This is a genomic window from Streptomyces sp. NPDC002884, assembly GCF_040295245.1.
Lineage (GTDB): Bacteria > Actinomycetota > Actinomycetes > Streptomycetales > Streptomycetaceae > Streptomyces.
In genome coordinates this window covers 1-12,740 of sequence record NZ_JBEOVB010000072.1, presented here as the reverse complement: position 1 = coordinate 12,740, position 12,740 = coordinate 1, and the positions used below count along the sequence as shown (strand labels likewise).

Below are 12,740 nucleotides of genomic sequence, written 5' to 3'. Positions count from 1 at the left end.
AACGCATGCACCAGGCCATCCTCACCGTCGACCCCCGCCTCGACATCATCGCCGACCCCCACCACACCCCCACCTACGACCTCTACACCACCTGAGTGCGGACCGGCCCGTCGCCCGCGGGACGGGCAGCGGCCGGGCTGCGCGCGGCGGGGGCGTGCGGCCTGCCGGCCCGGTGCGGGATGCGGCCGGGGCGGGGCGAGGGCGAGGCGGGGGCGGCGGGTCAGGGGGTACGGGCGACCAGCCGGCGTTCCGCGGTGTCCGGGCCCGCGGGCGGTGTCTCGGCGCGTGCCATCAGGATCGAGCGCTGCAGGCGGCTGAGTGCCGCGGAGGGTTCCAGGCCCAGTTCCGACACCAGTGTCGCGCGCAGCCGCTGGTAGACGTCGAGTGCCTCGCTGCGCCGTCCCGAGCGGTGCAGTGCCAGCATGAACTGGCCGTGCACGCTCTCGTGCATGCGGTACTGGTTGACCATCACCGTGAGTTCCGGCAGCAGTTCGCGGTGGCGACCCAGCCGCAGGTCGGCCTCGATCCGCTGGTCCAGGGCGCACAGCCGTGCCTCTTCCAGGCGGCGTCCTTCCATCTCGATGCGCGTGCCCGCCTGTACGTCGGCCAGGGCGGGGCCGCGCCACAGCGACAGGGCGTCGGCCAGCAGCCGTGCCCCGCCCGTGTAGTCCTCGGCGTCCATCGCCCGGTATCCCGCGCCGGCGCGCCGTTCGAACTCGCGGAAGTCCACGGTTCCGGACCGCACCACCAGCCGGTATCCGCCGGGGACGGTGGCCAGGACGTCCTTGGCCGTGCACCGCTCGTCGCCGCCGCGTGCCAGCGCGCTGCCGATCAGCTCGCGCAGCTGGAGCACGTACGTCTGGAGCGTGGTGCGGGCGCTGCGCGGCGGCACCACCCCCCACAGCTCTTCCACCAGCGCCGACACGGGCACGACCTGGCCGGCGTTCAGCGCCAGCAAAGCCAGAACCTGCCGGGGTTTCGGGGCGGTCGGCACGACCGACACCCCGTTCTCCCGGACCGACAACGCACCCAGCACTTCGATGTCCACAAACTCCCCCATGAGTCCAGGCCACAGACCGCAACTCCCGGGCGGCACGATCAGCGCCGCCGAGGGGCCCGGTGCTCTGCTTGTCAATCGAACACCCCCGATAAAAAAACAGCACAGTCGGTTTGTCAATACAGGACGGGCATCGCCCCGCCCCAGCGGCGGGAACCGGCCAGCCGCATATCAAACTGGCGTTCACCCCACCCCTTCCCGGCCAGGAGAAACCCCAGGGTGAGGCTGGAGTTCCACTTATGTGGCGCACAGAGCAGCGAAAACAAGGAGCCACCGGAAGTCCGGATCGGTGCGGCTGGAAATATGCGCAACTCTCCTGCGGGAGGCCCGCGGGAGAGCGACGGCGTTCCCTGCGCCGTCGCCCGGATCCGGCCACGGCATGCCCCCTCGTCCCGGCGAAATATACCTATCGGTCTGCTTGTGCGCGCAGGCGGCAGGGCCGCCGCCCCGCAACACGGCGGGGGCGGCGGGTGCGGGGCAGGCCGCGGCGGCGGCAAACGGAAGCCGGGAACCGAAACCCGGGGAGGGCGCGGGCAGATGGCGGGGACGGAAGCCCCCGGAAGCACGGCCGTCAAGCGGAGGGCTCCGGGACCGGCAGACCCCGGGGGCGGGAGACCCCGGGAGCCGGAAACCCCGGGGGCAGGAGACCCCGGGAGCCGGAAACCCCGGGGGCGGGACACCTCGGGGGCGGGAGACCCCGGGAGTCCGACCACCGGGCCGGGGGGCGGAGTTCGGGCGCCGGGCCGGAGGGCGGAGTTCGGGCGCCGGGCCGGAGGGCGGAGTTCGGGCGCCGGGCCGGAGGGCGGAGTTCGGGCGCCGGGCCGGAGGGTGCGGGCGCCGGGCAAAGGGAGTGGAGTTCGGGCGCCGGGCAGAGGGCAGGGGCGCAGGCGCCGGGCCGAGGGGGCAGAGGGCGCGGGCGCCGGCCGGGGCGGGAGGCCGGGAGTTCGCGGACCGGGCCAGCGGACGGGCTGCGGATGCCCTTCCAGTGAGCGGGAGTTGGGCCGCTCGTCCCCCCCCCAGGGGACCCCAGGGGCGGGGACCCCCGGGCGGGGCCCCGGGACGTGGGTGGGAGGCCGGGGTCGTGGGTGGGGTCGTGGGTGGGGTCGTGGGGTGTGCTCCAGGAAGACCTGAGTCCGCTTTGAGGCCGGAGGCGGATCATGAGGCAGGGTGCGGCGGGACCGCAGACAGCGCAGACGGCGCGAACGGCGCGGACGGCGCTGACGGCTTTCTCTCCCGCCCGCCCCGTTCCGGCCTCGCCGACGCAGGCCGGGCGACCGCGTCTGCCGCCCCCGGGGGCGGTCCGTGGTCCGCGCGCACGGTGCGAGGCCGCCGGCCCCTTCGCGACCCCTGAGGACGACACCCGGCACCGATCCACGCGAACGTGACAACGCCGTGCCGACGCGCACGAGGAGAGGACTCACATGGACAGCAAGCTTGATGCGGACGTCATCGTCGTCGGGGGCGGTCCCACCGGTCTGATGCTGGCCGGGGAACTGCGCCTGGGCGGGGCGAGCGTCATCGTCGCCGAGGCCCTGGAGCGGCCCACCGGCCAGTCGCGTGCTCTCGGCTTCACCACCCGCGCCCTGGAGTCGTTCGACCAGCGCGGTCTCGTCCCGCGTTTCGGCGGCCTGGAGACCAGCGCGATGGGCCACTTCGGCGGGGTCCCCTTCGACTACACCGTCCTGGAGGACGCGAACTTCGGGGCCCGCGGCATCCCGCAGTCCCAGACCGAGGCGGTGCTGGAGCAGTGGGCGGGCGAACTGGGCGCCGACATCCGCCGCGGCCACGAGTTCCTCGCCCTGGAGCAGGACGAGGACGGCGTCACCGTCACCGTGGCCACCCCCGCCGGCCGGCAACAGCGGCTGCGCGGCCTGTTCCTGGTGGGCGCGGACGGCTCGCACAGCCCGGTGCGCAAGGCCGCGGGAATCGACTTCCCCGGCACCTCGGGCTCCCAGCTCATGTACCTCGCCGACGTGGCCGGCTCCGGGGTGCGCCTGCGCCCGCTCGGCGAACGGCTGCCGGCCGGCCTGGTGCAGGTCTTCCCCATGCCCGGCGGAGTGGCCCGCATCATCCTGTCCGCGTACGACACCACCCTGGCCGGCCACAGCGAGACGCCCGGCTTCGACGAGGTCGCCGCGATCTGGCAGCGGGTCACCGGCGAGGACATCTCCGGCGGCCAGGCCCTGTGGGTCAGTTCCTTCACCGACGCCACCCGCCAGGCCGCCCGCTACCGGCAGGGCCGCGTCCTGCTCGCCGGGGACGCCGCGCACATCCACCTGCCGGCCGGCGGCCAGGGCATGAGCACCGGCGTGCAGGACGCGGTCAACCTGGGCTGGAAACTCGCCGCCGCCGTCCGCGGCACGGCGCCCGCGGACCTGCTGGACACCTACCACGGCGAACGCCACCCGGTGGGCGCCCGGCTGCTGTCGAACACCCGCGCCCAGGGGATGGCCCTGTTCGGCGGCGAGGAGTCCCAGGCACTGCGCGACCTGTACGCCGAACTGCTCGGCGTCGAGGAGGTCCGGCGGCACCTGGCGGGCGCGGTCAGCCACCTCGACATCCGCTACGACCCGGGCACCGGCGCCCATCCGCTCGCCGGCCGCCGGCTGCCGCCGCGCCCGCTCGCCACCGAGGGCGGGCCGGTACGCACCCCCGAACTGCTGCACCCGGCGCTGGGCATCCTGCTCGACCTGAACGACACCCCCGCCCTGCGGGCGGCCGCGGCCGGCTGGAAGGACCGCGTCACCCCCGTCACCGGCGCCCCCGCGTCCCCCGAGGACTTCGGCGGGGCCGCGGCGCTGCTGGTGCGCCCCGACGGCTACATCGCCTGGGCGGGCGACGACCCGGCCGCCCTCACCGAGTCCCTGCACCGCTGGTTCGGCTCCCCCCACCCCGTATGAACCGCCCCCGCCCCCACCGCCCCCGCCCGCGGCGGCGGTGCGGTGGGGACGGCGGGGGCCACCGCTCCCGCCCGCGGCGGCGCGCCGCCCACCGCGCCCGGCACGGCGCGCACGACCCACCGCACAGCGCACCGACCACCACCCCACCCGCACCCCCCGGGCGCACCCCCGGCAGCGGCAGGACCCACCCGCCCGGCCGCCGGGAACACCCGCCCCGCCAGCGACCCCGGGTACGGCCGTGACCCCCGGCCGCACCCGTCGACACCCCGCCCCGGCCCCCGGCCACACCCACACCCACACCCACACCCACACCCACACCCACACCCAGGCCTACACCCAGGCCCAGGCTGCGGAGCCCACCTGACAGGACAACCGGGGCGGGGGAACAGCCCGCCCCGGGGCGGCCCCGCCGTGTCCGGCCGCCCCGGCGCGGGCCGGGGCGGGCAGGTGCCGTGCCGCGCCCCGGGGCGCGAGGTGGACGGGCCGCCGTCCGGGCCCCGCCGCGTCCCGTCGCCCCGGGCACACGGCGCGGGCAAAGCGCGCGCCGCGCACCCGGGGCGACAGGTACCGGCCACCCCGGCAGCGCGAGCTCTCACCCACCCGCACACCCGCCCGGGCGGGCGAAGTGGCCCGGGGGCGGGGTGGCCCGGGGGCGGAGTGGCCCGGGCGGGCGGAGTGGGCGGAGTGCGCGCCGTGTGCCGGCCCGGTGCAGCGGAGCCCGGGCCGGCACACGTCACGGGCTCCGGGCCGCCCCAAGGCACGGTGGACGGAGCTGCGGCCCGGCCCGGCCCCGCCGCGTCCGGCCGCCCTGCCCGGCGCTAGCACTCGCCCCCCTCACCCCTCACCCCTCGCCCCCGCGCACACGGCGCGGTCCCGGGTGCGCGCCGGGCCCCTGCACCCGGGGCCGCGGGCGGCGGGCCGCCCGGGGTGCAGGGGCCCGGCCGGCCGGCGGCGGACCGGCGGGCGCGCGGGCCGGCAGGTGCGCGGATGGGCGGGCCGACGGGTGCGGGAGGGGCTGATGGGCGGGCGGGGTTCAGGTCCACTGCTCGGCCGGTCCCACGCCCGGTACCGGTTTGCCGATGAGGGCGAACGCCCCCCAGAAACCGGCCTGTCCGATGACGAGGGCCAGCGTGGCGATCGCCATGTCGTCGTAGTGCCGGGCGACTTCCGTGTACAGCTCGTCGGAGACCCGCTCGCCCCAGCTGCTCGGCTGGAGGACCGCCTCCGCCAGTTCCAGCGCGGCCCGCTCGGCGTCGGTGAAGTACGGGGCGTCCCACCAGGTGGCCACGGCCGCGATCCGCTCCTGCGACTCCCCCGCCTCACGCAGCGCGGCCGCGTTGCGCAGCGCCGCATAGGTGTTGCCGAGGAGCTGGCCGGTGCGCAGGTGGATCAGGCCGATCGTGGTCTGCGGCACCGAGCCGTTCGCGCCGGCCTTGCGCAACGCGCCCGCCACCTCTGCCAGTTCGGGGACGAGGGTGACGGGGTTGGGTATGCGTGATCCCACGGTTTCCTCCTCGAGGCGGAGCGTGATCCGCTCTTCGGTGTGTCCTCATGTGTCCTCACCTCCCTGACGGATCACGGCCCCCGTTGTGACCGCCCGGGACGAAATGCCTCACCCGGGCGGGCGGATGCCGCAGCACGCGCCGCGGACGGGGAGTTCAGGGCCGGGCGGTGTTCCAGGGATCTTCCCTTTTTCTTTCTCCCGCCCTCTCCCGGCCCGCCCCGCCGCTCAAGAACTGCTGTGGGATCGCTCGAGTTACGGCACGGGACGTCCGGCCCGCACCGCGCTCCCCGGCCGGCGGGCCGCGGGCCAAGGAGAACACGGCCCGCAAGACCCGCAGCTCTCGGGCCCTCGCGGTTCGGCAGATGATCACTTGAAAATCCGGGAATACATCACTCCATTTATCGTGCGAGCGGAGCTGCGCCTTCCCGGTGGAAAGTAAACCGGCTGGTATGTATCTTCGTTTTTCCGAGGGGGCTGCCCCTCGGAATTCAAGGCCGAGGCGGCTCAGGGGGAGCTATGTCTGCGAGCGCGTTCCGCATACACCGCGCGATATCCGGCGCAGCACACACACAGGCGGGCGCGGCCGCGCCCGTGGGGGCCGGTGACGCCCTCCCGCCGTCCCTGACCACCACCGTGCCCAAGGAGTTCGTGCACCGTGCCAGCGTCGCCGAGGTCCTGCTCACCGACTGGGCGCGGGTGGACGAGTCCCGCTTCACCGTCGCCGCCCAGTGGCCCCGCGGGCACAGCTTCTTCGCCGCCGTGGACGGCTGCCACGACCCGCTGATCGCCGCCGAGACGATCCGCCAGACCGGGATCCTGCTGGCACACGCCGAGTTCGGTGTGCCGCTGGGCCACCACCTCCTGGTGGAGGACCTGGACGTGCAGGTGCGGCCCGGCCACGTACGGGTCGCTCTCACACCGGCCTCGCTGGACGTCGACGTGACGTGCTCACAGGTGAGACGGCGCCGCGGCGGCGCCCTGACCGGCTGCCGCATCACGGTGGAGATCTACCGGGACGGCCACCTCGCCGCGACCGGGGGCGGCTCCTTCACCTGTGTCGCGCCGGCCGTCTACCGGCGGCTGCGCGACGCCCGCCTGCCGCAGGGCGGACGGCCCCGGGTCCTGGCCCTGACCGCTCCCGAACCCCCGCAGAGCGTCGGGCGGATGTCACCGGTGGACGTCGTCCTGTCCCCCGCCGGCCGGCCCGGCAGCTGGCAGCTGCGCGTGGACACCCGCCACCCCGTGCTCTTCGACCACCCGGTCGACCACGTGCCCGGCATGGTGCTGCTCGAAGCCGCCCGCCAGGCCACCGCCGCCACACTGGGCCGAGCCTGCCTGCCCCTCGGCATCACCAGCGAGTTCCTGCGCTACGTCGAACTGGACACCCCCTGCACCGTCGAGGCACACCGCACCGCACCACCGCGCCCCGAAAGCGAGGAGAGCGTCCTGGTGACCGCCCAGCAGGACGGCACCCCGGTATTCCGCTCCACCGTCACCATGGCACCGCACACCGAATAACCCCCACCCCCCGACACCCCGAACAACCCACCCCCGGGCACAACACCCCGCCAGACCACACCCCCGAAACAACGCCCCGACAGACACACCAGCAGACAACACACCGGCGGACGGCGATTAGGCGGACGGCGGTTCAGCGAGCAGCACTCCGGCACGGGGTGTCGTAGCAGACGGCACCCCGGCGGACGGCCGCCGGGCAGACGCCCGTCCCGACGGCAGCACTCCGGTGGACGGCGCCCCGGCACGGGATGATCCGGCGCGGGATGATCCGGCAGACCGCACTCCAGCAGGCAGCGCCCGGAAGGGCGGTGTCGCGGCGGGCAGCGCTCCGGCACGTGATGTCGCGGCAGACGACCCCTCGACGGACGGCCGTCAGGCGGACTGCCGTCCCGACGGCAGCACGCGGGTGGACAGTGCCCCGGCGCGGGGTGATCCGGCAGGCAGCGCCCCGGGGCGCGGTGTCGCGGCAGACGGCACCCAGCGGACAGCCCTCAGGCGGACTGCCATCCCGACGGCAGCACTCCGGTGGACAGCGCCCCGGCACGGGGTGATCCGACGCGGGGTGGTCCGGCAGACCGCGCTCCAACAGGCCGTGCCCCCCGGGGGGCGGTGTCGCGGCGGGCAGCGCTCCGGCGCGTGATGTCGCGGCAGACGACGCCCCGGCGGACGGCCGTTCGGACAGCAGCACTCCGGTAGACGGTGTTCCGGCAGACGGCGCCCGGCGAGACGGTGCCGGGGCCGCCGGGCGCCTGCGGGCAGCGCCTCGCGCGACGGCGTCCCGGCGGGCGGTGCCGCACAAGACGGTGTCCGGGCGGGCAGCACCCCGAGAGGCCCTGAACCCGCGCCCGGCGCGCCAACAGGCCGTGCTCCGGCGGACGCTGTCCCGGCCGGCGACGCCGCCCCCGCGGACGGCTGTCCGGCATGCCGGACACGGCCTTCGCAGCCGGGTCCGGGGCCGGGGCCGCGTCACGCCGTGCCGGAGCGGCCGGGGCGGCCCATGCTGCCGGTGCTGCCGGTGCTGCCGGTGCTGCCCGGCCGTACCGGCCGGCCCGGGTGGGCGAGGCGGCCCGCGTCGGACACCTCGGGCTGCTGTCCGGCGGCCGGGGCGAAAGCCGCGAGGTGATCTTCCGCCCACTGGGCGAAGGTGCGTGGCAGACGGCCCGTCACCGCACGGACCGTGTCGTCCACCTGGGCCTTGGCACCCGCCCGCTGCCGCTCGGCACTGTGCAGGAGCGCCTCGGCGACCGGCTGCGGATAGCGTTCGGCCCAGGCGGCGCGGGCCTGGGCCGGACTCAGCTCCACCAGACGCAGGGAGACCCCGAGGAGGCGGCCGAGCTGCTCGCACTGCCCGGCCGCGGTGAGCGCCTGCGGCCCGGTCAGGGTGTAGGCGCGCCCGTCATGACCCTCCTCGGTCAGCACCCGCACAGCGACCTCCGCGACATCGCGGGGATCCACACAGGCATTGGGCGAGGCCGGATACAGAGCACGCACCGTGCCCTCGGCCCGCACGGAAGCCGCCCACGCCAGGGCATTGGACATGAACGCGCGCGGACGCAGCAGCGTCCACTGCAGGCCGCAGCCGCGCAGCTGCTCCTCGCCCGCACGCTGCCAGCGGGTGACGACATCGTCGGCCCCCGGATCCAGGACCGCGGCCGCGGAGAGCTTCACCACCCGCCGCACACCGGCCTGCCGCGCGGCGACCGTGAACGCCGCGTCGTCACCGGCGCCCGGACGCGCGGTCACCAGGAACGCGGTGTGCACCCCCGCCAGAGCCCGGGCCAGCGAACGCGGATCCCCGTAATCACCGGCGACGATCTCGGCCCCCCGCGGCACATCCGTGACCTTCGCAGGATCCCGGGCCATCACCCGCAGGCGCACACCGGCCGGAAGCCGGCGCACCACCTCCCCTCCCACCGTCCCGGTGACACCCGTCACCAAAATCACCCCACCCCCGAACCCGCCGGCCCCAGCCGCAGCGCCCGCCCCCGCAACAACTCCCCTGCCTGCAGCCCCCGTTACGCCCGCCGTACCCGCAGCGCCCGCCGTGCCCGCAGCGCCTGCCGCATCTGCCGTGTCCGCCGTACCCTCTGCACCCGCTGCACCCGCCGTGCCCGCCGTACTCGCAGCGCCCGCCGTGCCCGCCGTACCCTCGGCGCCTTCGGCGCCCGCCGCGCCTGCCGTGTCCGCGGCCCCGTCGTCCCGCACGCCCGGTCCTCCCCGCTCCCGCCGCGATCTCTGCGCGGTTCATTGAATCCAGCACATCCGGGGGTGCTGTTCGAAACAGAACCCCCTGTAATGTACGAACTGGACGGTTTTTTTATTGGGTCTCCGGGCTCATCCACGAGAAGGAGGCCGACAATTGGTGAAGCAGGACCGGGCGATCCGCACCCGGCAGACGATCCTGACGGCGGCGGCCAAGGTCTTCGAGGAGCGCGGCTACCAGGCCGCGACGATCAGCGAGATCCTCATCACCGCCGGGGTCACCAAAGGCGCCCTGTACTTCCACTTCCCCTCCAAGGAAGACCTGGCCGAAGGGGTGATCCACGAGCAGGACCACGACCTGCCCATCCCGCTGCGCGCCTGCAAGGTCCAGCAGCTGGTCGACACGGTCGTCCTGCACGCCTACCGCCTGCGCACCGACCCCCTGGTACGGGCCGGCGTCCGTCTCGCGCTCGACCAGCAGGCCCAGGGACTGGACCGCAGCGGCCCCTTCCTGCGCTGGAGCGACGTCGGAATCGCCCTGCTGCAGCAAGCCCAGGCCCAGGGCGAGCTGATGCCCCACATCGTGCCCGCCGAGACCGCCGACGTCCTGGTGGGCGCCTTCGCCGGCGTACAGGCCATGTCCCAGGCCATGTCCAACTACCAGGACCTCCCCCACCGGGTCACCGCCCTGCTGCGCCACGTACTGCCCAGCGTCGTGGTGCCCTCGGTACTCGCCGCGGTGGACATCACCGAAGGCAGAGGAGCCTTCGTCGACGCCGAACTCGAAGGCCTGCGCACCCCGCAGCACCCGGCGCCCGTCAGCTGACCCCACCCTCCGCCCCATCCCCCGCACACCCGCAGACCACCCCGTCCACCGCCCGCCTGCAGACCACCACCCCGCCCGACACCGTCCCCCCGGCCACCGCCTCCCCGCGCACGCAATCCCCCGACCCGACGGCACCAAGCGCAGCGCCGCCAGACACCGCCTCCCCGGACACCCCCTCACCGGACACAGTGCCGCCAGGCGCCGCGCCCTCCGGCCCGGTGGCCTCCGACACCACCTCCCCGGGCGCAGTGCCGCCTGAAGCAGTGCCGCCAGGTACAGCGGCTGTCGGCTCGGCGCCCTCCGACACCCCGTCACCGGCCGCAGTACCACCGGGCGCAGTGTCCCCTGACACCACGCCACCGGGCTCGGTGCAGCCCGATGCAGTGCCCTCGGACGTGCTGTCCCCTGACGCGACGACACCGGGTACAGCGCCCTCTGACACGGCGTTCCCTGACACCTCGTCACCGAGCGTGGCGCAGCCGGATGCAATGTCCTCGGACGTGGCGTCCCCTGACACGACGACACCGGGTACAGCGCCCTCTGACACGGCGTTCTCCGACACGATGTTCCCTGACACCTCGTCACCGGACGTGGCGCAGCCGGATGCAGTGTCCTCTGGCCCGGTGTTCTCTGACGCGGCGGTGCCGGGCGTGGTGCCGCCGGGCGGCGGGCCGGCCGGCGGGGTGCCGGGGCCGCAGTACGCCCGCAGGGCACAGGCCAGCGCGCCGCCCCCCGCCGCCCAGCCCGCATACCCGTCGGGGCGCACCAGCAGCGCCTCGCAGTCGATTCCGGGCACCGGGTCCGCCCGCACCACCCGCACCAGCCGCGCCCACGGCCGCGCCTGGCGCGCATAACGGCCGGCCCCCTCACCGAAGAGCAGCAGCAGCGGCCGGCCCCCGCCCAGCAGCGCACTCACCTGCGTGCGGCCCTGCGCCGTGCTCAGCACCGCGTCGGGCACAAAACGCCCCTCCCACGGCGAAGAACCCGCACCCCGCGCGGGCAGCACCGTGTCCTGCCCGCTGACCATGGACGCCAGGACCCCGCCCTCCGCACCACCAGCGGCCATCAGCTCACCGAACAGCTCACGCAGCGGATCGAGCCCGGGATCGGGCCGCATCAGCGCCAGCTGCGCCCGCGTATGAGCGATGACCCGCTCCGCGGCAGGCCGGCGCTCCGCACCATAGGAATCCAGCAGGCCCTCGCCCGCCGTGCCCCGCACCGTGAACGCCAGCTTCCACCCCAGACCCAGCGCATCCAGCAGACCCGCACTCAGCCCCTGCCCCCCGATCGGGAAATGCACATGCGCCGCATCCCCCGCCAGCAGGATCCGCCCCACGCGGTAGGAAGACACCAGCCGCGAGAAATCACTGAACCGGCTCAGCCAGCGCGGCGTATCCATCGCGATGTCCCGTCCCGCGATGAAGGACACCTCCCGCCTCAACTCCCCAAGACCCAGCGGCGCATGCCGGTCCGGATGCGGACCCGAACAGTTCAGCGTCCGCAACCGCGTCACCCCCGCCCCGGCATCCCTGGCCAGGATCCAGCCCCGCCCGGTGCGATGCCAGCCCGCACGCAGCCCCTCCCCCCGCCCCAGCCGCACATCACCCGCCATCGCCGACACCGTCGCCGGATACGTCCGCGACACAAACCCCCCCACCTCACGCACCACACTGCGCGCACCATCCGCACCCACCACATAACCGGCATCAAACCTCACCACCCCCCCAGCCCCCTGCGCACTGACCCGCACCCCCGCCGGCCCCTGCCACACCCCACACACCCGCAACCCCCGCCACACCCGCACACCCACCGCCCTCGCCCGCTCCTCCAACACCCGCTCCAGATCCCCCTGCGCCACCTTCCACACCGCCCCCGGCTCCCCCACCGGCACCCCGATCACCAGACCAGGAATCCCCCCAAAATGAAAAACACCCCCACCCCCACCCGGAGCCGCACCCGCGCCCTGGGCCACGCCCGCACCCCCACCCGTGCCCCCATCCGTAGACGCACCCACACCCCCACCAGTGGACACACCCACGTCGACACCCACACCCGCGCCCGTGGCCACGCCCGCGTCCGCACCCGTGACCTCCCCCGCGCCCACACCCGTACCCGTGGACACGCCGGTGCCCAGACCCTCGCCGGTGCCGATGGACACACCGATGCCGGTGCCGATACCCGTGGGCGCGCCCGCACCCACACTCGAGGACACACCGGTGCCGATGCCCTCGCCCGTGCCCGGGGACACGCCGGTGCCGGTGCCGGTGCCGGTGCCCGCAACAACCGTGTCCACGCCCACGTCCGCACCCGGGGACACACCGGAGCCCCCACCCACACCCGAGGACACACCGGAGCCGATACCCGGGGACACGCCGGAGCCGGAGCCGGTGGACACGCCGGAGCCGGTGCCGATGCCCGCCAGAACAGGCAGATAACCACGCCGGGCCAGACACTGCACCGTCCGCGCATGCAACGTCGTCGCCTTCGGCTGCCCACTCACCCCCTCCAACGCCTCCACCACCACCGTATCCACCCCGAACCCCGCCAACTCACACGCCAGCAACAACCCCACCGGCCCCCCACCCACCACCACCACCTCAGCCCCCACAACCCCCACCACAACCCCGCCCCCCTCACCCATATACGCCCAACCCCCGCCCACGCCACGCGCCAGTATCACCGACCCACCCCCCACCCGAAAGCAAAACAACACCACCCACCACCACCCCACCC

The 12,740-nt window shown here is 74.7% G+C and carries 8 protein-coding genes; 4 read left to right on the top strand and 4 right to left on the bottom strand.

The genetic code is table 11. The annotated features are described in order from the left end of the window. Positions 1 to 220: 220 nt before the first annotated feature. Positions 221 to 1,048, bottom strand: coding sequence for an AfsR/SARP family transcriptional regulator (locus tag ABT070_RS45340; RefSeq protein WP_351769139.1), 828 nt, complete (start codon positions 1,046 to 1,048; stop codon positions 221 to 223). A gap of 1,430 nt (positions 1,049 to 2,478) precedes the next feature. Here ABT070_RS45340 and ABT070_RS45335 point away from each other — a divergent pair. Both ABT070_RS45335 and ABT070_RS45330 read left to right on the top strand, forming a co-directional pair. Further along, positions 2,479 to 3,957: an FAD-dependent monooxygenase gene (locus ABT070_RS45335; protein WP_351769137.1), complete on the top strand. Its 1,479-nt coding sequence runs from the start codon at positions 2,479 to 2,481 to the stop codon at positions 3,955 to 3,957. A gap of 238 nt (positions 3,958 to 4,195) precedes the next feature. After that, positions 4,196 to 4,321, top strand: coding sequence for a hypothetical protein (locus ABT070_RS45330; protein WP_351769135.1), 126 nt, complete (start codon positions 4,196 to 4,198; stop codon positions 4,319 to 4,321). A 669-nt stretch (positions 4,322 to 4,990) separates the two neighbouring features. On the opposite strand, the gene ABT070_RS45325 is transcribed toward ABT070_RS45330, so the two are convergent. Beyond that, positions 4,991 to 5,461, bottom strand: a complete 471-nt coding sequence (locus ABT070_RS45325; protein ID WP_351769134.1) for a carboxymuconolactone decarboxylase family protein — start codon at positions 5,459 to 5,461, stop codon at positions 4,991 to 4,993. Positions 5,462 to 5,977: 516 nt separating this feature from the next. Between ABT070_RS45325 and ABT070_RS45320 the strand changes: the two genes are divergently transcribed. Then, positions 5,978 to 6,979: a ScbA/BarX family gamma-butyrolactone biosynthesis protein gene (locus ABT070_RS45320; protein ID WP_351769132.1), complete on the top strand. Its 1,002-nt coding sequence runs from the start codon at positions 5,978 to 5,980 to the stop codon at positions 6,977 to 6,979. 966 nt (positions 6,980 to 7,945) lie between these two features. Here ABT070_RS45320 and ABT070_RS45315 read toward each other — a convergent pair. Next, complete coding sequence (locus ABT070_RS45315) at positions 7,946 to 8,923, bottom strand: NAD(P)H-binding protein (RefSeq protein ID WP_451103122.1); 978 nt, start codon at positions 8,921 to 8,923, stop codon at positions 7,946 to 7,948. Positions 8,924 to 9,338: 415 nt separating this feature from the next. Between ABT070_RS45315 and ABT070_RS45310 the strand changes: the two genes are divergently transcribed. After that, positions 9,339 to 10,007: a ScbR family autoregulator-binding transcription factor gene (locus tag ABT070_RS45310; protein ID WP_351769128.1), complete on the top strand. Its 669-nt coding sequence runs from the start codon at positions 9,339 to 9,341 to the stop codon at positions 10,005 to 10,007. Here ABT070_RS45310 and ABT070_RS45305 read toward each other — a convergent pair. Continuing rightward, positions 10,000 to 12,615, bottom strand: a complete 2,616-nt coding sequence (locus ABT070_RS45305) for an FAD-dependent monooxygenase (RefSeq protein ID WP_351769126.1) — start codon at positions 12,613 to 12,615, stop codon at positions 10,000 to 10,002. The two genes, ABT070_RS45310 and ABT070_RS45305, sit on opposite strands and share 8 nt — an antisense overlap. Positions 12,616 to 12,740 lie beyond the last annotated feature (125 nt).

Bases quoted from the DNA above. Each gene is read 5' to 3' on its own strand.
- ABT070_RS45335 (WP_351769137.1), top strand. From the start codon at position 2,479: ATGGACAGCAAGCTTGATGCGGACGTCATCGTCGTCGGGGGCGGTCCC.
- ABT070_RS45320 (WP_351769132.1), top strand. From the start codon at position 5,978: ATGTCTGCGAGCGCGTTCCGCATACACCGCGCGATATCCGGCGCAGCA.